Annotated in this window: 21 protein-coding genes; 15 read left to right on the top strand and 6 right to left on the bottom strand. The window is 68.9% G+C overall.

What is annotated here, in order from left to right:
- Positions 1-11 precede the first annotated feature (11 nt).
- A complete protein-coding gene (locus tag BLR21_RS15925; protein ID WP_143027737.1) occupies positions 12-2,015 on the top strand; it encodes a DUF2339 domain-containing protein in 2,004 nt (667 codons plus the stop codon).
- Between the two features lie 122 nt (positions 2,016-2,137).
- Entirely contained in the window at positions 2,138-3,211 is a 1,074-nt protein-coding gene (locus BLR21_RS15930) for a YVTN family beta-propeller repeat protein (protein ID WP_090006614.1), read from the top strand.
- Here the strand turns inward: BLR21_RS15930 and BLR21_RS15935 are convergent.
- The gene (locus BLR21_RS15935) at positions 3,151-5,265 is read right to left on the bottom strand and encodes an MMPL family transporter (RefSeq protein WP_090006615.1); all 2,115 of its coding nucleotides are present in this window, start codon (positions 5,263-5,265) and stop codon (positions 3,151-3,153) included. The two genes, BLR21_RS15930 and BLR21_RS15935, sit on opposite strands and share 61 nt — an antisense overlap.
- A 112-nt stretch (positions 5,266-5,377) precedes the next feature.
- On the opposite strand from BLR21_RS15935, the gene BLR21_RS15940 reads away from it, so the two are divergent.
- Positions 5,378-6,091, top strand: a complete 714-nt coding sequence (locus BLR21_RS15940) for a TetR/AcrR family transcriptional regulator (protein WP_090006616.1) — start codon at positions 5,378-5,380, stop codon at positions 6,089-6,091.
- Positions 6,092-6,138: 47 nt separating this feature from the next.
- On the opposite strand, the gene leuS is transcribed toward BLR21_RS15940, so the two are convergent.
- Positions 6,139-8,916 carry a leucine--tRNA ligase gene (gene leuS / locus BLR21_RS15945; RefSeq protein ID WP_090006617.1) on the bottom strand — a complete coding sequence of 926 codons (2,778 nt, stop codon included), beginning with the start codon at positions 8,914-8,916 and terminating at the stop codon, positions 6,139-6,141.
- 250 nt (positions 8,917-9,166) lie between these two features.
- Here leuS and BLR21_RS15950 point away from each other — a divergent pair, with 250 nt between their 5' ends.
- Positions 9,167-9,571 carry an SdpI family protein gene (locus tag BLR21_RS15950; RefSeq protein WP_256334710.1) on the top strand — a complete coding sequence of 135 codons (405 nt, stop codon included), beginning with the start codon at positions 9,167-9,169 and terminating at the stop codon, positions 9,569-9,571.
- 18 nt (positions 9,572-9,589) lie between these two features.
- On the opposite strand, the gene BLR21_RS15955 is transcribed toward BLR21_RS15950, so the two are convergent.
- Positions 9,590-10,168, bottom strand: coding sequence for a YqgE/AlgH family protein (locus BLR21_RS15955; protein ID WP_090006618.1), 579 nt, complete (start codon positions 10,166-10,168; stop codon positions 9,590-9,592).
- Between the two features lie 235 nt (positions 10,169-10,403).
- Between BLR21_RS15955 and BLR21_RS15960 the strand changes: the two genes are divergently transcribed.
- Positions 10,404-11,747, top strand: coding sequence for an MFS transporter (locus BLR21_RS15960; protein ID WP_090006619.1), 1,344 nt, complete (start codon positions 10,404-10,406; stop codon positions 11,745-11,747).
- Here BLR21_RS15960 and BLR21_RS15965 read toward each other — a convergent pair.
- Positions 11,676-11,945, bottom strand: a complete 270-nt coding sequence (locus BLR21_RS15965) for a response regulator transcription factor (RefSeq protein WP_090006620.1) — start codon at positions 11,943-11,945, stop codon at positions 11,676-11,678. The two genes, BLR21_RS15960 and BLR21_RS15965, sit on opposite strands and share 72 nt — an antisense overlap.
- 80 nt (positions 11,946-12,025) lie before the next feature.
- Complete coding sequence (locus tag BLR21_RS15970; protein ID WP_090006621.1) at positions 12,026-13,462, bottom strand: CCA tRNA nucleotidyltransferase; 1,437 nt, start codon at positions 13,460-13,462, stop codon at positions 12,026-12,028.
- 42 nt (positions 13,463-13,504) lie between these two features.
- Here BLR21_RS15970 and BLR21_RS15975 point away from each other — a divergent pair, with 42 nt between their 5' ends.
- From BLR21_RS15975 to BLR21_RS16015, 9 genes are all read left to right on the top strand, one after another.
- Positions 13,505-14,020, top strand: a complete 516-nt coding sequence (locus tag BLR21_RS15975) for an NUDIX hydrolase (protein WP_090006622.1) — start codon at positions 13,505-13,507, stop codon at positions 14,018-14,020.
- Positions 14,017-16,314 carry a DUF6049 family protein gene (locus BLR21_RS15980; protein WP_090006623.1) on the top strand — a complete coding sequence of 766 codons (2,298 nt, stop codon included), beginning with the start codon at positions 14,017-14,019 and terminating at the stop codon, positions 16,312-16,314. The genes BLR21_RS15975 and BLR21_RS15980 overlap by 4 nt, the downstream gene beginning before the upstream one ends.
- Positions 16,311-17,951 carry a murein biosynthesis integral membrane protein MurJ gene (gene murJ / locus BLR21_RS15985; RefSeq protein ID WP_256334712.1) on the top strand — a complete coding sequence of 547 codons (1,641 nt, stop codon included), beginning with the start codon at positions 16,311-16,313 and terminating at the stop codon, positions 17,949-17,951. The genes BLR21_RS15980 and murJ overlap by 4 nt, the downstream gene beginning before the upstream one ends.
- A 31-nt stretch (positions 17,952-17,982) precedes the next feature.
- Entirely contained in the window at positions 17,983-19,506 is a 1,524-nt protein-coding gene (locus BLR21_RS15990; RefSeq protein WP_420843885.1) for a protein kinase family protein, read from the top strand.
- A gap of 211 nt (positions 19,507-19,717) precedes the next feature.
- Entirely contained in the window at positions 19,718-20,335 is a 618-nt protein-coding gene (gene sigM / locus BLR21_RS15995; protein ID WP_030480209.1) for an RNA polymerase sigma factor SigM, read from the top strand.
- A complete protein-coding gene (locus tag BLR21_RS16000; protein WP_090006624.1) occupies positions 20,332-21,069 on the top strand; it encodes a hypothetical protein in 738 nt (245 codons plus the stop codon). Before sigM ends, BLR21_RS16000 begins: the two co-directional genes overlap by 4 nt.
- A 78-nt stretch (positions 21,070-21,147) precedes the next feature.
- Positions 21,148-22,128 carry a thioredoxin-disulfide reductase gene (trxB, locus tag BLR21_RS16005; RefSeq protein WP_090006625.1) on the top strand — a complete coding sequence of 327 codons (981 nt, stop codon included), beginning with the start codon at positions 21,148-21,150 and terminating at the stop codon, positions 22,126-22,128.
- A 34-nt stretch (positions 22,129-22,162) separates the two neighbouring features.
- The gene (gene trxA / locus BLR21_RS16010; RefSeq protein WP_030480212.1) at positions 22,163-22,492 is read left to right on the top strand and encodes a thioredoxin; all 330 of its coding nucleotides are present in this window, start codon (positions 22,163-22,165) and stop codon (positions 22,490-22,492) included.
- A 219-nt stretch (positions 22,493-22,711) separates the two neighbouring features.
- Positions 22,712-23,851: an N-acetylmuramoyl-L-alanine amidase gene (locus BLR21_RS16015; protein WP_090006626.1), complete on the top strand. Its 1,140-nt coding sequence runs from the start codon at positions 22,712-22,714 to the stop codon at positions 23,849-23,851.
- Positions 23,852-23,903: 52 nt separating this feature from the next.
- On the opposite strand, the gene BLR21_RS16020 is transcribed toward BLR21_RS16015, so the two are convergent.
- Positions 23,904-24,536: a GNAT family N-acetyltransferase gene (locus tag BLR21_RS16020; protein ID WP_090006627.1), complete on the bottom strand. Its 633-nt coding sequence runs from the start codon at positions 24,534-24,536 to the stop codon at positions 23,904-23,906.
- Positions 24,537-24,670: 134 nt separating this feature from the next.
- On the opposite strand from BLR21_RS16020, the gene BLR21_RS16025 reads away from it, so the two are divergent.
- On the top strand, positions 24,671-25,987 hold the full coding sequence (locus tag BLR21_RS16025; protein WP_090006628.1) for an aminotransferase-like domain-containing protein: 1,317 nt from the start codon (positions 24,671-24,673) through the stop codon (positions 25,985-25,987).
- The last annotated feature ends 16 nt before the right edge of the window (positions 25,988-26,003 follow it).

A 26,003-nucleotide genomic window follows, 5' to 3' on the forward strand; every position in this document is an offset into this window, starting at 1 on the left:
ACCCTGATCACATGGACGGACAGGATCGCCTCGGAGACGAGCAGCGCCTCGCGCTGGAGCTCGCTGCCATCGGGCAGCGGCTGACGACGATCAGCACGGAGATGCGCGAGCGCTCCGCCTCGACCGCGACGGCGGTGATCGAGGCACCCGAGGTGGCGCGGCCCGGCGAGGTGCCGCAGCCGCCGGCCACGACTGTCCCGCAGCCGCCGGCCGGAGTGCCGCAGCAGCCCAGCGGCGTGCCGTCACCGCCCGTCGGCGTGCCGCAGCAGCAGAACCCGTGGTCGCAGCAGGCCTCGACCCAGCCGCCGCCTCCCGGCCCGCAGTTCCCCGGTCAGCAGCCTCCGCCGCCCGGCCACCACTTCCCGCCGCCTCCCCAGGCGCAGTGGCCCCACCCCCAGCAACAGCAGTGGCCCGCGCCGCAGCCGCGCGAGACCCTGTTCGAGAAGCTCGGCAAGGACGGCGCCGGCGCGAAGCTGCTGGCCTGGGTCGGTGGCGCGATCACCGTGCTCGGCTTCGTGCTGCTGCTGGTCCTCGCCGTCCAGCGCGGCTGGCTCGGCCCGATGCCGCGCGTCATCGGTGGCGCGGTGTTCAGCGGCGCGCTTGTCGGCATCGGCATGTGGCTGTACCGCAACCCCGCCGGCCGCACCGGGGCGATGGCGCTGGCCTTCACCGGTTTCGCCGGGCTCTACCTCGACGTTCTCGCCGCCACGAGCCTGTACCGGTACCTGCCGGAGAGCGTGGGTCTCGTCGTCGGGCTGGCCGTCGCCGCGGCCGGTGTCGTGCTCGCGCTGAAGTGGGAGTCGCAAGCGCTCGCGGTCACCGTCGTCGCAGCCTGTGCGCTGTGCTCGCCGATCATCACCGAGGGCTTCACGGTCCTGCTCGTCGGCTTCCTGCTGGTGCTCAAGATGGCCAGCACGCCGGTCCAGATCAAGCGGAACTGGCCGGGCCTCGCCATCGCCGGTGGCTTCCCGCCGATCCTCGCCTCGCTGCTCGCCACCGCGAACGCCATCCCACGCTCCTACGAGTGGACCGTGGTCGGCGTCGCGGCCGCCACGACCGTCGTCGGCATCGCGGTCGCGTTCCTGACGATCCGCAAGCGGCCCGACGACATCGTCGCCGTCGCGTTGATCGCGGGTTCGGCGCTGCCCGCCCTGTTCGCGACGACGCTGCTGGAGGACCCGGCCAACTCGATCCTCGCCGGTGTGGTCGCCGCCGTGCTGCTGGCGATCTGGATGGTCCCCGACCTGCCGCGCGGGTTCGCCGCGGCGGCCGGTGCGACGGGCATGCTCGCGTTGTTCCAGACCACGGTGATCGCGCTCGACGGCAACGTCCGCACGGCAATCGTGCTGGCCGAGGCGGTGCTGCTGGCGTTCCTCGCGGCACGACTGAACAAGAAGAGCGCGCTGGCCGGGTCGGTGGCGTTCGGCGTGCTCGGGTTCTTCATGACGATCGGGCAGGCCGTGCCGATCACGTGGCTGGTCGAGGAGCCGCGCTTCTTCAACAACGTCGAGCCCGCTGACTACGCGGCCGGCCTGGTGACGGCGGTCGTGCTGGGCGTGTTCGCCGCGATCCTGCCGTGGGCCGCGCTGAAGATGCAGGTGCTGCGCGAGCCGGCCAGGCACCCGTTCCCGTGGATCGTCTCCGGCATCGTGCTGCTCTACGGCGCGGCGGGGGCGGTGCTGTGCGCGGCGCTGCTGGTGTCGCCGGACGAGACCGGGTTCCTCTTCGGGCACTCGATGGTCACGGTGTCGTGGACGGTCGCCGCGTTGTTCCTGCTGGTCAGGGGGATCAACAACAAGGCGCTGCGGATCTCCGGCCTGATCCTGGTCGGTGCCGCGGTCGTGAAGCTGGTGCTGTTCGACCTTTCCGCGCTCGACGGCGTCGCCCGCGTGCTGGCGTTCCTCGGTGCCGGTCTGGTCCTGCTCACCGCGGGCACTCGTTACGCCAAACTGGTGACATCGGCCAGGAATCCCGAGTCATATGAATCCAAACCGGTGGCTCCGTCCTCTTACTGACGGGACGGCTGTCGTCCGCACCGCCGTCGCGGACGACAGCCGTACTACCTCCAGGCAAAGATTTCACTCGGCGGAGTGACTGAAGTGGATCGAAAGCACCCGGAAGTGTTCCCATCGGGCGTATGGCAAAGCCACGCCTCGTGGCCGCGGTTCTAGCGCTCTCAGCGGCCTTCGCGGCGACGGGTGTTCACCAAGGGCACGAGTACACAACCACTTCTTCCGCATCAGCGGCACCGCTTGCGTACGTGGTGGGCAAGACCGGTCTCGTCCAGGTCGTGGACACCCGCAACGGTGCCGTTCTCGTGCGGGCCGACACCGGGGGCCGGGCGACGGGCGTCGCGGTGTCGCCGGACGGGCGGCGGCTCTACGTGGTCAACGGGTGGACCGGCGCGATCACCGTGGTCGACCCGAGCACCGGCGCGATCCTCGACCGGCTCTTCACCCAGGTCCAGCTGTCGCACGCGGTGATGCGCCCGGACGGCCGGCGGCTCTACGTCTCGGCCAGCGGCGGCGTCGCGGTGGTGAACCCGGAGACCTTCCAGATGGTCGCGGTGATCAAGGCCGGTGGGCAGCCGCAGGGCCTCGCCGTCCACCCGGACAACAAGATCCTCTACGTCGCCAACTCCCAGGACGGCACGGTCGGGCTGGTCGACACGGCGACGGCGTTCCAGACGGCGACGGTGCAGGTCGGCGGACTGCCGCAGCACCTGGCGATCTCACCGGACGGCAAGCGCCTCTACGTGAGCAGCATGCGCCTCGGGAGCTCCACGCCCGGCACGTTGTCGGTGATCGACACGACCACGAACCAGGTCGCCGGCACGGTCGACGTCGGCAGGGGAGCGGGCAGCATCGCCGTCACCCCGGACGGCGCCACGGTCTATCTGACGTTGCCGAAGGAACGGTCGGTCCTGGTCGTCGACGCGGCGACGATGACGGTGCGCGAACGTTTGCGCATCGACTCGCCGAACGTCGCCATCGCGCCGGGTGACACGAGGGTCTTCCTCGCCACCGGCGCGACGACGACGGTCCTGGACAGCACGAACGCGGTGCTCACCACGTTCGGGATGAAGGTGGGCGAACTGGAGGCGAGGCCGCGCCTCTTCGACGCGGCCATGATCGCCTTCCCGCCCGGCGGTCAAGCAACCCCGACCGGCCGGCGGACCTCGTCCTCCAGGTCGTCCACCGGCTCGTCGTGAAGCGCGAGGCGTTCCTGGATCTTCTTGAGCGGACCGGGTGACCACCACGCGGCGTTGCCGAGCAGCTTGAGCACGGCCGGCACGAGCAGCATGCGGACCACGGTGGCATCGAGCGCCAGCGCGAGGATCATGCCGACACCGACGAACCTCATCATCGCGACCTGCGAGAACGCGAACGCACCGGTCACCACGATCAGCAGCAGCGCGGCCGAGGTGATCACCCGGCCGGTCTTGGCCAGACCGGTGGTCACCGCCTCCTCCGTCGTCGCGCCCTGGCCGCGGGCCTCGACCATGCGGGAGAGCAGGAAGACCTCGTAGTCCGTCGACAGGCCGAACACGATGGCCGCCATCAGCACGACGATGCCGGACTCCAGCGGGCCTGGCGTGACGCCCAGCAGGCCGGCGCCGTGGCCGTCCTGGAAGATCCACACCAGCACGCCGAACGTCGCGGACAGCGACAGCGCGCTCATGACCACGGCCTTGATCGGCAGCACGACCGAACCGAACGCCAGGAACATCAGGATCAGCGTCGCGCCGACCAGCAGCGTGACCATCAACGGCAGGCCGTCCGCGATGGCGTCGAGCGAGTCGCCGACCACCGCGGTGTTGCCGCCGACGAGCACCTCGGCGCCTGCCGGGGGCTGCAACGCACGGACGTCCTTGAGCGCCTGCTTCGACTCCTCGCTCAGCGCGTCGTTCTCAAGTCCGGCCATCGCGGCCGTGACGCCCTTGGCCGCACCCGTCGGCTGGACCTCGCCGACACCGGGGACGTCCTCGACCTTGCCCAGGTAGGCCTGGACCGCGGCCTCGTCACCGCCCTTGACGACGATCTTGAAGCCGGTGTCGGAGAGCGCCGAGAAGTTCTGGTTGATGTTCTCGGTGGCCACGCGCACGGCGTTGCCCTCGGGCAGGACCTTCTCGGTGACCTGGCCGAACTGCACGCCGAGGAACGGGGAGCCGAGAGCCAGCAGCACGCCGACGATCGGCACGGCGATCAGCACGGGTCGCTTCATGACCTTGCCGCTGAGCTTGCGCCAGCCGCGTTCGCTGGGCTCCTTCCGGCGCCACGGCATCGCGAGCTTGTCGACCCGGTGGCCGAGCACGCCGAGCAACGCGGGCAGCAGCGTGACCGAGACCAGCGCCGCGATCGCGACCGACGACACACCGCCGTACGCGAGGGATTTCAGGAAGCCGTGCGGGAAGAGCAGCAATCCGGCCAGCGCGATGACCAGCAGCGTCGCGCTGAATACGACGGTCCGGCCCGCGGACGCGACGGTGCGTGCGACGGCTTGTTCGACCGTTCGTCCTTGCGCGAGCTCCTCGCGGAACCGGCCGACCATGAACAGGCCGTAGTCGATCGCCATGCCCAGGCCGAGCAGCGAGGCGACGTTGACCGCGAAGGAGTTGACGTCGGTGAAGAGCGCGACGCCGTGCAGCACGCCGAGCGAGCCCATGATCGCGAGACCGCCGACCACGACCGGCAGGGACGCCGCGACGAGGCCACCGAAGATGATCACGAGCAGCAGCAGGACCAGCGGCAGCGAGAACATCTCCGCGCGCGTCAGGTCCTCCTGGGACATGTCGTTGATGGCCTTCTGGGTGGGCACGAGCCCACCGACCTGCTCGGTGAAGCCGTCGATCTTCAACTGCGGCTGGACGTCCTGAAATTGCTTGATCTGCTCGTTCGAGTCGCCGCTGCTCAGCGTGATCGCGACGAGAGCTTGCTTCTTGTCGTCCGACGGAACCGGCCCGACGGCCTTGAGCACGTCGTCCTTGGGGAAGCCGCTGATGTGGTCGGCGACCTTCTTCAGCTCGAGCGGGTTCGCGAAATCGCCGCGATAAATGACGATCACGTCACCGTTCTGCCGCCCGAACGCCTCCTCGGCTACTTTGTCGGCCCGCGCCGCCTCACTGGAGGGAGCCTCGTAACCACCCTGGCTGAGCTTGTCGAACACGCCGATGCCCCACACACCGCCGACGACCGCGAGCAGTACGGTCGCGATCAACACCCCCCACCGGCGGCGATAAGCGATGGATCCCCACTTCGCGAACATCGACGACGGCCTCCTGGGTTACCGTGCTGTGAATACCGTGAACTCTTGTAAACACCGTTCACTGAAACCGTACGGGGCCATGGACGGGGTCTACAACCCGATGGAGTGACATATGACCGAGGCCACTCGCCGAGAACGACTCCGCGCCGAGACCGAGCGTGAGATTCGGCAGGCGGCCCGCGCCCTCTTGGTGGAAAACGGCCGCGACGCGGTTACCCTGCGTGCTATTGCACGTAAACTCGGCATCACCGCGCCGGCCCTCTACCGCTACTACGACTCGCACGACGCGCTCCTGCGCCAGCTCTGCGACGACATCTGCGCGGACATGGCGGCAGCGCTCTACGCGGACCTCGCCGCGGACACGTCGGGCGAGGTGGGATGCCAGGTCAGAGCGGTGTGCCACGCCTTCCGCCGCTGGGCCCTGGCCCACCCGCAGGAGTTCGCGCTGGTCTTCGCCTCGCCGCGCGACCCGATCGGCGCCGACCAGTTCGGGTCGGTGTTCCTGCAGCTCGCCGGGCAGCTGATCGCGTCGAACCTGGTCGCCACGCACGCGGACGACGACGTGCCCGAGGTGCTGCACGAGGACCTGGTGAGGTTCCAGCAGGTGCTGGTGGACGCGGTGTCGGAGCACGGCGTGACGATCGGCGACGACGTCCTGAACCTGGGCAAGATCTACCACGTCGTCCAGTCGTGGGTGCGGCTGTACGGGCACGTGGCGCTGGAGGTGTTCGGGCGGTTCCCGTTCGCGGTGAGCAACCCGGAGCCGATGTTCGACAGCATGCTCGACCAGATGCTGACGGACATCGGGTTCGCCGAAAACGAATGAGGGGTGCCGCACCTTCAGGCGCGGCACCCCTCACGTTCAAGCGATGACTACAGCACGATGTTCACCAGACGGCCGGGCACGACGATCACCTTGCGCGGTTCGCCACCGGCGACCAGCTCGGCGATCTTCTCCTCGGCCAGCGCGGCGGCCTTGATCTCCTCCTGCGCCGCGGACGCGGAGACCACGACGCGCGAGCGGACCTTGCCGTTGACCTGGATCGGGTACTCGACCGTGTCCTCGACCAGGTACTGCTCGTCGGCCTTCGGGAACGGGCCGTGCGCCAGCGAGCCCTCGTTGCCCAGCTTCGCCCACAGCTCCTCGGCCACGTGCGGCGCCTGCGGGGCCAGCATCAGCACCAGGGCCTCGGCCAGCGGGCGGGGAGTACCGGACGAGTAGTGCTTGGTGACGTAGTTGTTCAGCTCGATCAGCTTCGCGCCCGCCGTGTTGTAGCGCAGGTTCGCGTAGTCGTCGTGGACGCCGGCGATCGTCTTGTGCAGCAGGCGCAACGCCTCGACGGACGGCTCTTCGTCCGTGACGCGCAGCGAGCCGTCGGTCTCGTCGACCAGGTTGCGCCACAGACGCTGCATGAACCGTTGCGCACCCACGACGTCCTTGGTCGCCCACGGCCGTGACACGTCCATCGGGCCCATGGACATCTCGTAGAACCGGAAGGTGTCGGCGCCGTACCGTTCGCACATCTCGTCCGGCGTGACGACGTTCTTCAGGCTCTTGCCCATCTTCCCGTACTCACGAGTGACTTCCTCGCCGTTGTACAGGTACTTGCCGTCGGCCTCGACGACCTCGTCCGCGGGCACGTGCACGCCACGCGGGTCGCGGTAGGCGTACGCCTGGATGTAGCCCTGGTTGAACAGGCGGCGGTACGGCTCGTCGCCGGACAGGTGGCCCAGGTCGAACAGGACCTTCTGCCAGAAGCGCGAGTACAGCAGGTGCAGCACCGCGTGCTCGACGCCGCCGATGTACAGGTCGACGCCACCGGGGTCGGTCGGGCCGTGCTCGGCCGTGCGCGGGCCCAGCCAGTACTGCTCGTTCTCCGGGTTGACGAACCGCTCGGTCTCGACCGGGTCGACGTAGCGCAGCTGGTACCAGCACGAACCCGCCCAGTTCGGCATGGTGTTCGTGTCGCGGCGGTACGTCTTCAGGCCGTCGCCCAGGTCCAGCTCGACCGTCGTCCACTCGGTCGCGCGCGACAGCGGCGGCGACGGCTCGGTGTCCGCGTCCTCCGGCTCGAAGGTGCGCGGCGAGTAGTCGTCGACCTCGGGCAGCTCGATCGGCAGCATCGACTCGGGCAGCGCGATGGCGGTGCCGGCCTCGTCGTAGACGACCGGGAACGGCTCGCCCCAGTAGCGCTGGCGGCTGAACAGCCAGTCGCGCAGCTTGAACTGGACGGTGCCGTGACCGTGGCCGTTCTCCTCCAGCCAGCCGATCATCGTCTTCTTGGCGTCGTCGATCGCCATGCCGTCCAGGAAGCCCGAGTTCACCGCCGGACCGTCGCCGGTGAAGGCCTCTCCCTCGAAGCCCTCCGACGGCTGGACCGTGCGGATGATCGGCAGCTCGAACTTCTTCGCGAAGTCCCAGTCACGCTGGTCCTGGCCGGGCACGGCCATGATCGCGCCGGTGCCGTAGCCCATCAGCACGTAGTCGGCGATGTAGACGGGGATGTCCTTGCCGTTCACCGGGTTCGTGGCGTACGCCCCGATGAAGACGCCGGTCTTCTCCTTGTTCTCCTGACGGTCCAGTTCGGACTTCAGGGACGCGGCGCGCCGGTACGCGGCGATGTCTGCCACGCGATCGGGCGTCGCAATCTGGTCCACCAGCTCGTGTTCCGGTGCCAGGACCATGTAGGTCGCGCCGAACAACGTGTCCGGACGGGTCGTGAAGACCTCAATGCACTCGTCTCCCACCGCGAATCGGACTCGGGCGCCATGCGAGCGCCCGATCCAGTTGCGCTGCATGGCCTTGACCTTGTCCGGCCAGTCCAGCCGGTCCAAGTCGTCGATCAGCCGGTCCGAGTACGCGGTGATGCGCATCATCCACTGGCGCAGGCTTTTCCTGAACACGGGGAAGTTGCCACGCTCACTGCGACCGTCCGCGGTGACCTCTTCGTTCGCCAGCACAGTACCCAGTCCGGGACACCAGTTGACGGGCGCCTCCGACATGTAGGCCAGGCGGAATTCGCCCAAGATCCTTTGCTGGTCGGCAAAAGACAGCTCAGACCACGTGCGGCCACCCTCGACGTCGCGCTCGCCAGACTCGAACTGCGAGATCAACTCGGCGATCGGACGAGCCTTGCGGGCGTCCGGGTCGTACCAGGAGTTGAAGATCTGCAGGAAGATCCACTGAGTCCACTTGTAGTACTCGGGATCGATAGTCGAGATGCGGCGACGCTCGTCGTGGCCCAGCCCCAGCCTGCGGATCTGACGCAGGTAGGTGTTGATGTTGTCCTCGGTGGTCTTGCGGGGGTGCTGACCCGTCTGCACCGCGTACTGCTCCGCGGGCAGGCCGAACGCGTCGAACCCCATGGTGTGCAGCACGTTGCGGCCGTTCATGCGGTGGTACCGCGCGAAGACGTCCGTGCCGATGAAGCCCAGCGGGTGACCGACATGCAGCCCGGCGCCGCTCGGGTACGGGAACATGTCCTGCACGAACAGCTTGTCGGCGGGCACGTCACCCTTGAGCGCGCCAACGGGGTTGGGCGCGTGGTAGGTGCCGTGGTTCTCCCAGTACCGCTGCCACCGCTCCTCGATCTGGTTCGCCAGCTCGGCGGTGTAGCGGTAGGCGGGAATCTCCGCCGCGTCCGTGCTCATTTCAAGGTCCCTCTCACGTCTGTTCCTGCCCCTGACATGACGAAACCCCCCAGCCCAGACGGGCATGGAGGGTGGCCGCGCCGACCGTCTCTCGAACAGGTCGTCGCGGCTAGATAAGGAGCAGGCGGGCCGTGCTCATGTCCTCAACGGTATCAGCGCAGCGCAAGCACGATGAACCGGGCGGTGGCGCCGAGCACATCTGGCCGGGGTGACTGCGAGGTCAACGGCGGTCCCGTCTTACCCTCATGAGGTGAACATCGTGCTGTCGGTCGTCCTGGGTGTGCTCGGCGTCGCTCTCGGCGCGGTCGGTCTGCTCGGTCTGCAGGGCAGGCTGCGCCGCAACCGCTTCGTCGGCGTGCGCACGGCCGCCGCCCTGCGCGACGAGGAGACGTTCGCGCTGGCCAACCGGGTCGCGGGCGTGCCGAACGTCGCGGCCGGTGTCGTCGCCGTCGTGTCCGGCGCGATGGCGTTCGTGATGGCCGACCTGGCGGTGACCGCTGGGATCATCGGACTGATCGGTGCGCTGACGATCGCGCTCGCCGGTGGTGTGATGGGCAGCCGGGCGGCGGCGCTGGTGCCGGAGCCGGTCAAGCCCAAGGGCTGTGGTGGCTGCGCCTGCGGTGGTGGCGGTTGCTCTCCGCTTGCGGGGCTGTAACCCGACGTTTCACGTGAATCAGTTGTCGCGGACGTCCTTCGGGTAGGTCGACAGCAACGCCAGCGGCATGCCCTGCCGGCGCAGCACCCTGCCCCACAGGTCGACCTTCGCGCCGGCCAGCACGTCGTCGGCCAGTCCGGTCACGACGATCCAGTCGCCGCGGTCGATCTCGCTCTGCAACTGGCTCTCGCCCCAGCCCGCGTAGCCCGCGAACACCCGCAGGCCGCGCACGAGCGGCATCAGGTCGTCCGGTTCGGCGTCGAGGTCGACCAGTGCGACCGGGCCCTGCACGCTGACCAGGCCCTCCACGGCATCGGGGTCGGTGCCCGCCTTCAACGCCGCCAGGCACAGCGCCGTCTTCTGCTCGACCGGGCCGCCTATGTAGATGCACTGCGGCTTCGTGACCTGTGAACCCCACGGTGGCAGTACGTCGTGCACCGCCACGTCGGAGGGGCGGTTCAGCACGACGCCGAGGGTCCCCTCTGGACGTTGGTCGATGATGTAGACGACGGTGCGTATGAAGTTCGGGTCGTTCAGGCTCGGAGCGGCAACCAACAGGGAGCCTGGCTCGACTTCGACTTCGTCATCGGGACGCACGTCACCATGAAATCACCCGTGATCGCCGGAACAACTCAGGCCCGCACCCCGTTAGACTGGGGTGTCGGATGTCTTTGTGTCCCCCGGGCTCAACAGACAACCGCCTTCGCGGAATACCGTTCGGCTGGAGCCGCGTAGTGCGCCGCGCCGTGAGGCGACCTGGCATCCGGCACCAGGGGAGCCGGACCGCGAGGTCCGGCTTTCGTGGTTTTCACCACGACGCGCCTAGAGTGCAATGGTGACAACGCTTGCGGTGGAGAAACACCACTGGGGATCACGCCGGTTCCTCGGCATCCCCGCCTACCGCAGACTTCTCGCCACCCGCCTCGCCTCCCAGTGGGGTGACGGGCTCTTCCAGGCCGGGCTCGCCGGTGCCGTGTTGTTCAACCCCGAGCGCCAGGCCGATCCCGCGGCGATCGCGGCGGGGTTCGCGGTGTTGCTGCTGCCGTACTCGCTGATCGGACCGTTCACGGGTGCGTTGCTCGACCGGTGGGACCGCAAGAAGGTCATCCTCGTCGCGAACGTCACGCGGGCCGCGTTCGTCCTGCTCACGGCACTGGCCGTGGGTGCGGGGCTGAGCGGGCTGCCTCTCTACGTCTCCGCGCTCATCGTGATGGGCATCGGCCGGTTCGTCGGGTCCGGCCTGAGCGCGTCACTGCCGCACGTCGTCGACGAAGATCACCTGGTCGAGGCGAACGCGCTGGCCACGACGGCCGGCGCGGTCATGGCCGTGATCGGCGCGGCCAGTGCGATCGGGTTCCGCACGCTGCTCGGCGCCGGGGACGGCGGCTCGGCGTGGACCACCAGCATCGCCGTGGTCGGACTGCTGCTCAGCGCGTTCATCGCCAGCCGGTTCAAGGCGGGTGTGCTCGGACCGGACGAGGTCGACGAGCCGCACAACGCCATGACGGCCGTCGCCCGCGGTCTGCTGGACGGAGCGAAGGCCACCTGGCGCACGCCGAGCGTCACGGCCGGGCTGGCCGCGTTGCTCGCGCACCGGGCCGCGTTCGGCATGAGCCTGATGATCACGCTGCTGCTGATGCGGTACAGCCTGGAGGACGTCGGCATCCTCAAGGCGGGCATCGGCGGGCTCGGCGAGGTCGCGGTCGCCGGCGGCGCGGGTGTGCTGCTCGCCGGGATTCTGACGGACCGCATCGTCGACAGGTTCGGGGTCAAGCGCACGATCTGCGGCGCGTTGCTGCTCACGGCCGCGGCCCAGGTCGGGCTCGGGCTGCCGATGACGCTGCCGTCCATCCTGCTGGCCAGCTTCGTGATCATCTTCGCTGGTCAGATCGTCAAGCTCTGCGTGGACACCGCGGTGCAGCACGACGTCGGCGACGAGGTGCGCGGGCGCGTGTTCGCCCTCTACGACACCCTCTTCAACATCGCGCAGGTCACCGCGGTGTCGATCACGGCGATGGTGGTCCCCCTGGACGGGCGTTCGCCCGGCCTCCTCCTGGTCGCCGCGAGCCTCTACCTGGTCGGGCTCGGCGCCTACCTGATCCTGTCAGCGCGGAAACGGCAGGTGCAGCATCCCGGCCTCGTGCGCGAAGACGACAGCCGCCACTCGATCGGTTAGATCCAGGCGCCGCAGGATCTCGGTCACCTCGTCGGCCACCCGCTGTTGCCCGATGCCGAGCACGCGCGCGATCTCGTGGTCGGCGTGGCCACGCGCGAGACACCTCAGCACAGCCCGTTGGTCGTCGGTCAGAACGTCGAGGTCCCGTACGGCAGGACCTGCGGAAAGCCCCCAAGCGAACATCTGCACCACCCCCATGCGCCCCCCTGGCGCATCACCATGGTGCCTCCCCGCGCTGACGCTTCGCTAACGCGGGGATTGCATTCGCTCACAATGTGTCACGGGGCGGGTGGCGTGATCCCCTGTTCGCGCGCCCAGTCGAGCAACGCCGCCTCGGCTTCGTCGCGGTCCAGCGGCCCGCGGTCGAGCCTGAGCTCCTTGAGGAACTTCCACGCGGCGCCGACCTCGCGGCCCGGCGGCAGGCCGAGGAGCTTCATGATCTCGTTGCCGTCGAGGTCTGGACGCACGCGCGCAAGGTCTTCCTCGGCCGCGATGCGCGCGATGCGTTCCTCAAGAGAGTCGTAGGTCTTGCGCAGCAGGTTCGCCTTGCGCCTGTTACGGGTCGTGCAGTCGGCACGGACGAGCTTGTGCAACCGCGTCAGCAGATCACCGGCGTCCGTCACATACCGGCGCACGGCCGAGTCGGTCCACTCGCCGTCGCCGTACCCGTGGAAGCGGAGGTGCAGGTAGACGAGCTTCGCGACGTCCTCGGTGATCTCCTTCGAGTACCGCAACGCCCGCAAGCGCTTGCGGACCATCTTCGCGCCCACGACCTCGTGGTGGTGGAACGAGACACCGCCGCCGGACTCGAACTTCCGCGTCGCCGGTTTGCCGATGTCGTGCAGGAGCGCGGCGATCCTCAGCACCAGATCGGGTGATTGATCAACTTCTTCAAGATCGATTGCCTGCTCCAGCACAACCAGCGAGTGGTCGAAGACGTCCTTGTGCTGATGATGTTCGTCGATCTCCAGCTTCATGGCCGTGAGCTCGGGCAGCACGATGTCGGCCAGCCCGGTCTCCACCATGAGCTCGATGCCGCGGCGCGGGTGCGCGCCACACAGGAGCTTCGAGAGCTCCACCTGCACGCGCTCCGGCGTGATGCGGGTGAGTTGGCCTGCCATCGACCGCATCGCCTCGATCACCCGCGGCGCGGCCGTGAAGCCGAGCTGGGAGACGAACCGGGCGGCACGCAGCATGCGCAGCGGGTCGTCGCCGAACGACTCCTGCGGGGTCGCCGGGGTGTCCAGCACGCCGTCGCGCGCCGCCTGCAGGCCGCCGGTCGGGTCGACGAACTCGCCGGCGGCGATGTCGAACGCCATCGCGTTGACCGTGAAGTCACGCCGGACCAGGTCGCCGTCGATGGAGTCGCCGAAGGTCACCTCGGGGTTGCGGGTCACGCCGTCGTAGACGTCCGCGCGGAAGGTCGTGATCTCGATGATCTCGCCCTGCTTCGACGCGCCGACCGTCCCGAAGGCGATGCCGGTGTCCCACTGCGCGTCGGACCAGCCGCTCAGCAGCTTCTGGATCTCCGCAGGTCGCGCGTCCGTGGTGAAGTCGAAGTCGTTCGTCGGGCGCCCCAGCACGGCGTCGCGCACACTTCCACCGACGAGGTAGAGGCGTTTGCCGCCGGCTGCGAACCGAGCGGCGAGTTCGGCGACGACAGGTGTGATGGCGGGTGGTTCCACCACCGCATTCTGCTGGAGCGATCGAGACACGGGAAACCAGCGTACTCAAGGTTCATAAGTACGATCGGCCGTATGCCCCCGTCAGCCGCGCGTTCCGGGAGTCCCAAGCCGGGGCGCCGGAAGCGGCGCCGGGGCCGGAGGCTCGAGACCGTCGACGAGACGTCGGCCGGTGGCCTGGTGCTCGACGGAGAACAGCGGGCCGCGGTGATCGGCAGACTTGACCGGCGAGGCCGGTTGCTGTGGTCTTTGCCCAAGGGTCACATCGAGGCAGGCGAGACCGCGGAGCAGACCGCGGTGCGCGAGGTCGCCGAGGAGACCGGTATTCATAGCAGGGTGCTGCGCCCGTTGGGGTCGATCGACTACTGGTTCGTCGCTGACGACCGCCGGGTACACAAGACGGTTCACCACTTCCTCCTCGAAGCGACGGGGGGAGAGCTTTCCGACGAAGACGTGGAGGTCACCGAGGTGGCGTGGGTGCCACTCGGCGAACTGGACGAGCGACTCGCGTATGCCGACGAGCGCCGCCTGGTCCGCCGAGCAGCCGAACTGCTCTCCGGCCGCTGCCGCAACGGGGCGGAGTCGGCGTGAGCCTGAAGAAGCTCGTCTGCACAGCCGCTGTCGCCGCGTTCGTGGTGATCACAGCGCCGGCCGCCGGCGCCCAGCAGGCGCAGCCGGACGAGATCGACGCGTTGCCGTTCATGCCCGCTCCCGCCACCCAGGTGTGGGCGACCAGATCGCTCTCCGCCCAGCCGGGCCAGGCGCAGCCGCAGTTCCTGCGACTCGACATCGACCAGCTCACCCCCCGGTTCGTCACGAGCGACTCCCCGGCGACCGTCAGGATCACCGGCAAGATCGTCAACATCGGCGACCGCAAGGTGTCCGACATCGTGCTGCGCCTGGAGCGCGGCGAGCCGCTCGACTCCGAGGACGACCTGGGCAAGGCGTTGCGGGAGCCGGCGGCGGCCGAGGCCGTGCAGCCCAAGTTCACCCCTGTCACCGGCGAGCTCGAAGCCGGCCAGCAGAAGGACTTCACGCTGGAGGTGCCGCTGCGCGGTACCGAGCCGACCTCGCTGCAGGTCGACCGGCCGGGCATCTACCCGATCCTCGCGAACGTCAACGGCAGGCCGGACTACGGCGGCCAGGCCCGTCTCGCGGCGCTGTCGACGCTGCTGCCCGTGCTGGGCGTGCCCGGTGGCGAGACCAAGGGCAAGCCGGGCGCGGGCTCGAAGCTGACGGTGCTGTGGCCGATCGCGGACCGCCCGAAGCTGGTCCGGCTCGGCGGCGAGGGCCAGTCGGAGCTGATCGACGACGAGCTCGCGGCGTCGCTCTCGGTCAACGGCCGGCTGTACGGCCTGCTGCAGGCCTATGAGGAGGCGGTTCCGTCGATGAGCACGGCCATGTGCCTGGCCATCGACCCGGACCTGCTGCGCACCGTGCAGGCCATGAGCACCGGCTACCGGCTGCGTGGCGGCGCCGAGGGCAAGGGCAGGATCGAGGCGAAGCTGTGGCTCGACCGCCTCAAGCTCGCCGTCACGGGCCGTTGCGTCGTCGCGCTGCCGTACGCCGACGCCGACCTCGTGGCGCTGAACAGGGCGAAGCTCGCGACCATGCGCACGCTCGCGGTGACGGACGGCCCCAAGCTCATCCAGGACGTCCTGTCCGTGCAGCCGCTGCCCGACCTGGTGTGGCCGGAGGACGGCGTGCTCGACCAGTCGACGTTCGACGAGCTGGTCACCCCGCAGCCGGACAGGGGCTACCCCGGGGTGAAGTCGCTGCTGCTCGACCCGGCGGGCCTCGCCGACGCGCCGGGCACCGCGCCCGTCGTCATCGGCGGCAAGAACCCGGTGACCGCGGTGAAGATCGACTCGATGGTCTCGGACGCGCTGCAGGGCAGTGAGTCGCGGCCGCGCACGTTGTCCGGTGTGACCACGCCGGTCGAGAGCCAGCCGGTGTCCGTGCAGAACGCGCTGGCGGTGCTGGTGTTCCGCGCCGGCTGGCAGGGCGAGGGCCGCAACGTGCTGGTCGCGCCGCCACGTCGCTGGCACGCGCCGCTCTCGGAGATGACCGAGTTCCTCGCCACCGCGCAGAAGCTGGTGATCGGCGGCTACGCGACCCAGACCGGGCTCGCCGAGCTCACCGGCGCCACGCCCGCGGTGACGAACGCCAAGGTCTCCTACCCGCCGGAGGCCGGTGCACGGGAGATCTCGGCGATCATCTCGGACTCCGTGACGAGCCAGAGCGTCGAGCTCAACGGCCTCGTCGCGGCCATGCAGCAGGAAGACAGCGCACACGCGGCACCCGCCGACCTGGCCGACCCGCTGTGGCTCGGGCTGCTGCGGGCGATGTCCGGCGCGTGGCGGGGCAACGAGCAGGGCGCCCGGTCCGCGGCCGAGGTCAGCCAGAGCGAGCTGGACGCGCTGACCGGCATGGTCGGCGTGACGCAGCCGAACAGCCCGATCCTGCTCGGCTCCGGCGACAGCCCGATCCCGGTCACGATCACGAACAAGCTCGACGTCCGCGTGACGGTCCGGATCAACCTCGCCGACACCCCCGGCATCCGCAAGCTCGACCTCGCCGACCAGGTGCTTCCCGCCCGCGGCGAGCGCGTCGTGCGGGTGCCCGTCGAGGTGCTGCGGTCCGGCCGGTTCCCGGTCAACGTCCGGCTGACCACTCCCGAGGGCGTCCCGCTCGGTGACACTGTCAAGCTGGAGGTGTCGTCGTCCGCCTACGGCACCATCACGGTGATCATCACCGTGATCGCCGGCATCGCGCTCGTCCTGCTTTCCGGGCGCCGGATCTACAAACGGGTCCGCGCCCGCAACGGTGAGAACGGCGGCGCACCGTCCATCGAGAACGTCACACCGGAGAAGTCGAGCGCGTGAGCGAGACAGCCACGACCACCCAGCCAGGCCAGTCCATGCAGGAGCCGTCGGTAGCCAGGGCCAGCGGCTCGATGGCGATCGCGACGATCGTCAGCCGCGTCACCGGCCTGCTGTCGAAGGTGTTGCTGGTCGCCGTACTCGGAGCCGGCTGGCTCAGCGACTCCTACCAGGCGGCCTCGACGCTGCCGACGATGATCAACGAGCTGCTTCTCGGCGGCATTCTGACCAGCGTGGCGATCCCGCTGCTGGTCCGCGCCGAGAAGGAGGACGGTGACGGCGGCGAGTCGTACGCCCAGTGGCTGATCAGCATGGGCACGGCGATCCTGGGCGTCGGCACGATCATCGCGGTGGCGTGCGCGCCGCTGCTGACGGACCTGTTCATCGCCGACGGCGGCGACGCGAAGCCCGAGGTCGTCACCGCGTTCGCGTACCTGATCCTGCCCGGCATCGTGTTCTACGGCCTGACCGCGCTGATCAGCGCGGTGCTGAACGCGCGGCACGTGTTCGGCCTGCCCACCTGGGCACCGGTGCTGAACAACGTCGTCGTCATCGGCGTGCTCGTCATCTACGCGCTTCTGCCCGGCGACCTCACGATCAACCCCGTGCGGATGACCGACACGCACCTGCTGATCCTCGGCCTCGGCACGGCGCTCGGCGTGGCCGTGCAGGCGTCCGTGCTGATCCCGGCGTTGCGCAAGACCGGTTTCCGGTTCAAGTGGCGGTTCGGCTGGGACTCGCGGCTGTCCGAGTTCGGCGGTCTCGCGTTCTGGGTGCTGCTCTACGTCGCGCTCGGTTTCGCCAGCATGACCGTGCTGACGAACGCCGCGACCGAGGCCGGTGGAGCGCTCACCGCGTTCAACTTCCAGTGGCTCATCGCCCAGGTTCCCTACGGCGTACTCGGCGTTTCGCTGCTCACCGCGCTGATGCCGAGGATGAGCCGGGCGGCCGCGCACGGCGACAACGAACAGATCGTCCGTGACCTGCTGTTCGGCAACCGGATGTCGACGATCCTGCTGATGCCGTTCAGCGCCCTGATGACCGTTTCAGGCGTCGCGATCGGTCTCGCCGCCTTCGGGTTCGGCAGGTCGGGTGTCGATGGCGGCACCGGCATCGGAATCGCGCTCGCCATGTCGGCGTTCGGCCTCGTCCCGTACGCGATCACGCTGCTTCAGCTACGCGTCTTCTACGCGATGAAGGACGCTCGTACGCCGACCTTGATCCAGGCGCTGATCGTGGCGGTACGGATCGGGTTGATCTACTTCTTCGTCGCCGTGGCCGAGCCGGAGCAGCTCGGTGTCGGCGTGTCGATCGCCATGTCGCTGAGCTTCGTCTTCGGCGCTGTCGTCGGTCAGGTGTGGCTGCGGATCCGGCTCGGCCGTCTGCGCACCGGCTTCACCGTCTGGACCGTCTGCCTCACGGTGGTGGCGTCCTCGCTGGCATTCGCGGTGGCCAAGGGCGCGAACTCGCTGGTCCTGGGCGCGATCGGGTTCTCGAACCCGGTCGTAGCCGCTTGGGCCGAGGTCATTCTGGTGACGGCGATCGGCCTGCCGCTCGCGTTCGGCCTTTTGGCGGCATTCCGGGTACCCGAGATGAAGCCGGCGATCGCCAAGATCAACCGTTTGGTGCGGCGAAGGTGACTCCAGTCCGTAAGCGCCGTCCCGTACCCTCGTGTCCGTGAGTAGCGGAGTTCACGCCGCCCTGAATCCCGGGGGCGTCATCGGCAACGGCCGCTACCGGCTGCTCGCGAGGTCCGGAGCGGACGCGCGGTCCAATGCGGAACTGTGGCGCGCGCGAGACGGGCAGCTCAACCGGGACGTGGCGCTGACGGTGCTGCTGGGCGATCTCGCGGACAACGACGCAGCCGCCCGTGCCCGCCGAACGGTCGAACGGGCGATGCACGCGGCGTCGTTCACGCACCCCGGTGTGTCCAGGGTGATCGACGTGCTCACGCCCGGCACCGGCATCCGCCCCGACGAGGGCATCCTCGGCATCGTCATCGCCGAGTGGACCCAGGGCACCGACCTGATGGACCTCATCGCGGAGGGCCCGCTGCCCGCGGGCGCCGCGACCCGCCTGCTCGAACCGCTGGGCGCCGCCATCGAGGGCGCGCACCACGCCGGTCTCGTGCTGGGCGCCGACCACCCGCAGCGCATCCGCGTCACCTCGGACGGCCGCCTGCGCCTCGCGTTCCCCGGCCCGCGGCCGGACGCGATCGCGCGCGACGACGTCAAGGGCCTCGGCGCGATCCTGTACCTGCTGCTCACCGGCCGTTGGGCGTTGCCTGGCGGTCCTCAGGGCGTGCCGGTCGCACCGACCGGGCCGGACGGGTCCGTGGTCGCCCCGAGCGCGTTGCACCCGTACCTGCCGCACGACCTGTCGTCCGTCGCGGTGCGGTCACTCGAAGACACCTCGGTGGGCGGCATCCGCACGTCCGCGGCGATCCTGCAGGTCCTCGACCAGATCGCGGCCGAGGAAGCCCAGACCTCGCTCATCCCGGCCGTGGCGGCGTCACGCGATGACGACGACCAGGTCGTGTGGACGACCCAGCGCCCACGGCAGGACAAGCAGCAGAAGAAGAAGCTGTGGATCAGCGTCGGGGTGCTCGCCGTGGCCACGCTGACCGTGATCGTGTGGCTGAGCGTGCAGATCGTCGGGTTCTTCAGCGACGAGCCGACCAAGGGCGGCGGCCCGACCGTGGTGATCAACCAGCCGGGGTCGAACGGCCAGAGCGCGCCTCCGCCCGCCCCCGCCGGACCGGTGCAGCCGGCGGCCATCGGCGTCTACGACGTGACGAACCAGCCCGACAACCCCAACCAGGCGAGCCGGGCGGCCGACAACAACGCGGGCACGTTCTGGCGGACCGACAACTACTTCCAGCCGTTCCCGACACTGAAGCCGGGCATCGGGTTGATGGCCTCGTTCGCGGAGCCGGTGAAGCTGGCCTCGGTCACCATCACCTCGCCCAGCAAGGGCACGCACGTCGAGATCAGGTCCGCGTCGGCGCTCGACGCGCCACTCGAGGAGACCAAGGTCATCGGGGTCGCCGACCTGTCCGACGGGCAGACGCAGATCCAGTTGAACGAGCACGAGCCGACCGGTCACGTCCTGATCTGGATCACGCAGCTCACGAGCTCCGGCGGCGGCAAGAACCAGTCCGAAGTCCGCGAGATCCTCTACACCCGCGCGCAGTAGAACCCCAGGTAGAAGGGCCGCCGCACTCTGGGTAGCCCTGTCCGGGTGTCGCGAGGTCGTGTCGGTCGTCCGGTCAACCGCTCGTGCCGAAATCGGCGAAGCCCATTTCGGTGCGAGCGATTCGGCCGGACGGCCGACTTCTCGACGACCTCGCCGCCGTCTCCGGAGGAGCGGCCGAAGACACTGTGATCACCCTCGCTATCCTCGGCCCGTGACCGCCGCAGCCAGCTCGGACGCCGATCTCATCTCGGCCCACGCCGCAGGTGACCCCTACGCGTTCTCGGAGCTGGTCAAACGGCACCGCGACCGGATGTGGGCGGTGGCGTTGCGCACGCTGCGTGACCCGGAAGAGGCCGCGGACGCGCTGCAGGAGGCGTTCATCTCGGCATTCCGGGCGGCGTCGTCGTTCCGCGCGGAGTCACAGGTCACCACCTGGCTTCACCGGATCGTGGTGAACGCGTGTCTCGACCGGATGAGACGCCGACAAACAAGACCGACAGTACCGTTGCCCGAGGCCGGTCCGGGCGAGCCCGTCGCTCCCCGTGACGCGATGAGCGACCGCGAGACCAGCCTGATGGTGCAGCAGGCGTTGATGGAGCTGCCGGAGGAGCAGCGGGCGCCCATCGTGCTCGTCGACATCGAGGGGTATTCGGTCGCCGAAACGGCGCAGCTCCTGGGCATCGCGGAGGGCACGGTCAAGAGCCGGTGTGCGCGGGGTCGCGCCAAGCTGGCCAAAGTTCTCGGGCACCTCAGGAACCGAATCGCAGATGCGAACGTCCCAGCTGACGGTGTGAATGTGCAAGAGCAACGTCAGTGGGAGGGCCGATGACCGGCATGGAGCGCGTGCCGATGGGTCCGCCGTGGTCTGTTGACCTCATCGCGGACCTGCACGCGGGCGTGCTGCCCCCTGAGGTCGCCGCACAGCTGCGTCCGAGGGTCGAGGCGGACGCTGAGGCCAGCGAGGTCCTGCGGGCGCTCGACGCCACGCTGGAGGACCTGCACTCGCTGCCGCCCGTCCCGATGCCCGACCACGTGGCCGCGCGGATCGACGCCGCACTGGCCGCGGAGGCCCGTCCCGGAATAGCGCCGGTCGTGTCGCTGAGCGACGCCCGCAGGCGCCGCAACCGCCGGCTCGGCATGGGTGGCGGCGTGCTGGTCGCCGCCGCGGCCGCGTTCGGCATCGTGCTGGCCGTGTCACCGGGTGCGCAGCAGCCGCCCGCGAACGACGCCGCGCCCGCGCCGACCAGCAAGCAGAGTGAGGCGCCTCCGCTCGCGCTCAAGCGCGACGAACTGGGCTCCGCGGTCGGTGAGGTGCTTGGAGCGCAGAACTATGGCCCGCTGGAGACCCCCGACCGGTTGACCGGCTGTCTGAAGGGCGGCGGCATCACCAGCTCGGGCACCCCGCTCGGCATCAGCCCGATCGACCTGGAGGGCAGGTCCGCGGTGATGGCGATCCTGCCCGCCGGACTGGGCAAGTACCGGCTGGTCGTGCTGGACCCGGCGACCTGCGGGCCGGACAGGCAAGAGGGCGTTCTCGCGGACACGACCGTGGGCCAGAGGTAGTCGCTCAAGTCACGGAATTAGCTGCACCTACGATCCGTTGAGCCAGTCAGACGACGAGATCGAGGAGTTGCTGGGGCCGTGAGCGTACGCAACGTGATCATCATCGGGTCGGGGCCCGCGGGCTACACCGCGGCGGTCTATGCCGCCCGTGCTCAGCTGGAACCCCTGGTCTTCGAGGGTTCGCAGTACGGCGGCGCCCTGATGACGACCACCGAGGTGGAGAACTATCCCGGCTTCCGCGACGGCATCATGGGCCCCGAGCTCATGGAGCAGATGCGCGAGCAGGCCACCCGCTTCGGTGCCGAGCTGCGCGCCGAGGACGTCGAGTCGGTCGAGCTGACCGGGGAGATCAAGAAGGTCGTCGCGAACGGCGTCGAGTACCAGGCCAAGGCCGTCATCCTCGCGATGGGTGCCGCGGCCCGTTACCTGAACATCCCCGGTGAGCAGGAGCTGCTCGGCCGCGGTGTGTCCGCCTGTGCGACGTGCGACGGATTCTTCTTCCGCGACCACGACATCGCGGTGGTCGGCGGCGGCGACACGGCGATGGAGGAGGCGACGTTCCTCACCCGCTTCGCCAAGTCCGTGACGGTCATCCACCGCCGCGAGGAGTTCCGTGCCTCGAAGGTCATGTTGGAGCGCGCCCGCGCCAACGAAAAGATCAGGTGGCAGCTGAACACGCAGGTCACCGACGTGCTGGGTGACGGCACCGTGTCGTCGATCAAGGTGAAGGACACCAGGACCGGCGCCGAGTCCGAGCTGCCCGTCACCGGTTTCTTCCTCGCGATCGGCCACGACCCGCGCTCGGCGCTGGTCAAGGGCCAGGTCGACCTCGACGCGGAGGGCTACGTCCTGACCAAGGGCAGCTCCACGTACACGAACCTGGACGGCGTGTTCGCCGCCGGTGACCTGGTCGACCACGAATACCGTCAGGCGATCACCGCCGCCGGCTCCGGGTGCAGCGCCGCGATCGACGCGGAGCGGTGGCTCGCCGAGCACGGCACCGAGCAGGCCGAGATGGCCGCCGAGGCCGTCGGTGGCGGCTACGGCAAGAGCAACTGAAGTTCCTTCTGCGAGTCTTTTTAGGGAGATCAACATGGCAGGCGCCACCGTCACGGTGACCGACAAGTCGTTCGCGGACGACGTGCTGACCAGCGAGAAGCCCGTACTGGTCGACTTCTGGGCGACCTGGTGCGGCCCGTGCAAGATGGTTGCGCCGGTGCTGGAGGAGATCGCGGCCGAGCACGGCGAGAAGATCACCATCGCCAAGGTGGACATCGACGCCAACCCGTCGATCGCCCGCGACTACCAGATCATGTCCGTCCCGACGCTGATCCTGTTCCAGGGCGGCCGTCCGGTGAAGCAGATCGTCGGCGCGAAGCCGAAGGCCGCGCTGCTGAAGGACCTGCAGGACGTCCTGGCCTGAGCCAGAAAGTTGCTCAGGACGAGAAGTCCTTTGCAACGCGCAACGTGACCCACCCGTCTATCGATAAGACGGGTGGGTCACGTTCGTTTTGTTGCCGGGAACGTGATCTCGGTACGACTGTGAGTAGCCCTGCATCGATCACTGAGCGCAGCAGGGCACAATGAGGACTTCCCAACTGACGCGCCGACCAGGTTCGGCGCCCTAGTCGAGCGAGGGTGCATGCAGCTGCTCCGCCGCGGGGACGTCGGAAGTGATGTTGCCGAGATCCGGTCGACCCTGACCAGGCTCGGACTGCTTCCGCCGGCCGACCCACAGGCGCCGCCGATGTTCGACCAGCAGGTCGAACACGCAGTGCGCGCGTTCCAGCAGCAGCGGGGGCTGATCATCGATGGCATCGTGGGCCCGGCGACCTACCGTTCGCTGCGTGACGCGACGTTCCGGTTGGGGGACCGGCCGCTCGCGTTCCTGATGTCGCAGCCGACGACCGGTGACGACGTGCTGGCTCTGCAGGAACGCATGCTGGAGCTCGGTTACGACGCCGGTCGCGCCAACGGCGTGTTCGGCCAGCAGACCGAGCAGGCGCTGAAGAACTTCCAGCGCGACTACGGACTGATCGTGGACGGCATGTGCGGTCCGGACACCGTGCGCGCGTTGCGTCAGCTTCAGCCGAAGGTCCGCGGCGGCCGTCCGCAGCTGCTGCGCGAGCAGGAACAGCTTCGCGGCGCCGGTTCACGCCTGTCCGGCAAGCGCATCGTCATCGACCCCGGCCACGGTGGCGAGGACCGCGGTGTGGTCGTGGACGGTCTGTCCGAGGCCGACCTGATGCTGGACCTGGCCCGTCGCCTCGAAGGCAAGATGGCGGCCACCGGCATGGAGGCGCTGCTCACGCGAGGGCCGGACAACTGCCCGGACGAGAACGAGCGCGCCCGGTTCGCGAACGAGGCCGGCGCCGACCTGATCCTGTCCCTGCACAGCGACGGCAACTCGTCGCCGAACGCGCAGGGCGTGGCGACGTTCCACTACGGCACCGGCAACGGCGCGTCGTCGACCGTCGGTGAGGCGCTGGCCGGGTTCATCCAGCGCGAGGTCACCGCCCGCACGACGATGTCGAACTGCGGTTCGCACCCGAAGACGTGGGAACTGCTGCGGCTCACCCGCTGCACGGCCGTCCGCGTCGAGGTGGGCTACCTGACGAACGCGGAAGACCGCGCACGGCTGTCGACCCCAGGGTTCCGCGACATCGTGGCCGAGGGCATCCTCGTGGCCGTGAAGCGTCTGTACCTGCTCGGCAAGGACGACCAGCCGACGGGCACGTTCACGTTCAACGACCTGCTGCGCTACGAGATGGCCAAGGGCTGACGCTCTGACGAAAAGACCCCCTCCGCTTCGGCGAAGGGGGTCTTTCGCTGTCTCAGACCGGGCGGAAACTGGGTTCCGCGGTGGAGACGGTGACGCTGTTGAGGAGCCGTTCGAGAGCGGCCTCCACGTCTTCCTTCCAGGTGATGGAGCTGCGCAGCTCCATCCGCAACCGGGGCCAGCGCGGGTGCGGCCGCACGGTCTTGAAGCCGACGCTGGTGAGGAAGTCGGCCGGCGTGACGCAACTGGCCTCTTCGTCGTCCGGGCGCATGTCGCCGAACGCCTCGATGGCCTTCACGCCACGACGCGTCAGATCCTTCGCCACGGCCTGCACGAGGACTCGCGCGAGTCCGCCCCCTCGGAACTCGGGGAGGACGTCCAGCGACGTCATGAGGACCGCGTCCGGGCTCACCGGAGACGTCGGGAAGGCGGAGCTGCGCGGAACGGCGGCCGGCGGTGCGTAGAAGACCGAACCGGCGGGGATGCCGTCGCAATAGATGATGCGGCCGCACGAACCCCACTCGAGCAGGACGCTGGAGACCCAGGCTTCCTTCTCGAATTCGGTGTCGCCGTATTCCTCAGCCTGTTCTCGCAGGTGAGGGGCCAGTTCCCAGAAAACGCACGTCCTGCTGTGCTTGGAGAGATGCTCCAGGTTGTCCAGCGTGACGCCTACGACGCGACGGGACACCCCGACCTCCACCCGTTAACACACACAGCGAACCCATACGAGGGTAGGCGAATGTGACGGAAGCCGGAAGGCGCGTGCCCTGAACGGGACGACGGTTACACTCGCTCGGGACATTTCCTATACAGGAGTCCCACATGACTGTGCCCGGACAGCCCGCCAAGCAGGGCCCCAGAAGCCTCGACCCCCACCTCCGCCGCTACGCAGCGCGCACGGCAGGGATGACGGCATCGGAGATCCGGGCACTTTTCGCAGTCGCGTCCCGTCCCGAGGTCGTATCGCTGGCCGGCGGCATGCCGCACCTGGCCGCCCTGCCTCTGGAGTCGCTGTCCGCGGAGATCGGTCAGCTGGTGGCGTCCGAGGGCCTGGTGGCCCTGCAGTACGGCTCGGCGCACGGTGTTCCGACGCTGCGCGAGCAGATCTGCGACGTGATGGCGCTGGAAGGCATCAACGGGCACCCGGACGACGTGGTGGTGACCGTGGGCTCGCAGATGGGCCTCGACATGGTCACCCGGATCTTCTGCGACCCCGGTGACGTCGTCATCGCCGAGGGGCCCTCCTACGTGGGCGCCCTCGGGTCGTTTACTGCGTACCAGGCGCAGGTCGTGCACGTCGCGATGGACGCCGACGGGCTCGTGCCGTCGTTGCTGCGAGAGGCCCTGGAGGCCTGCAAGCGCAACGGTCAGCGGGTCAAGTTCCTCTACACGATCCCGAACTTCCACAACCCGGCCGGCGTGACGCTGGCGGTGTCGCGGCGGGCCGAGATCCTGGAGATCTGCCGGACCTACGGCGTGCTCGTCGTGGAGGACAACCCGTACGGGCTGCTCGGGTTCGACGGGCAGACCTACCCGGCGTTGCGGTCGATGGACCCCGACAACGTCGTGTACCTCGGGTCGTTCTCGAAGACGTTCGCCGCCGGTCTGCGGGTCGGCTGGGTGCTGGCGCCGCACGCGGTGCGCGAGAAGCTGGTGCTGGCCGCCGAGTCGGCCACGCTGTGCCCGCCGACGCTGAACCAGATGATCGTGTCCCGGTACCTGTCGACGCAGGACTGGAAGGGTCAGATCAAGACCTACCGCGAGGCGTACCGGGAACGCCGGGACGCGGCGATCTCCGCTCTGGAACAGCACATGCCGCAAGGTTCCACGTGGAACATTCCGGATGGCGGCTTCTACGTCTGGGTGACGGTGCCGGAGGGCATCGACACGAAGGCGATGCTGCCCCGCGCCGTGACCGCCCGGGTGGCGTACGCGTCCGGCACCGGCTTCTACGCGGACGGCTTCGGCTCCCGCCAGTTGCGGATCTCGTACTGCTACCCGACGCCGGAACGCATCCGCGAGGGCGTCCGCCGCCTGGCGAACGTCATGGAGGAAGAGATGCAGCTGGCCGCGACCTTCGGGGCGACGCCGGGCCGTCAGCTGTCCGGCCCGCAGACCCCGTCGCCCGACACCGCCTGATCCTTGGAGTTCTGCT

Source organism: Lentzea albidocapillata subsp. violacea (assembly GCF_900100275.1).
Classification (GTDB): Bacteria; Actinomycetota; Actinomycetes; order Mycobacteriales; family Pseudonocardiaceae; genus Lentzea; species Lentzea violacea.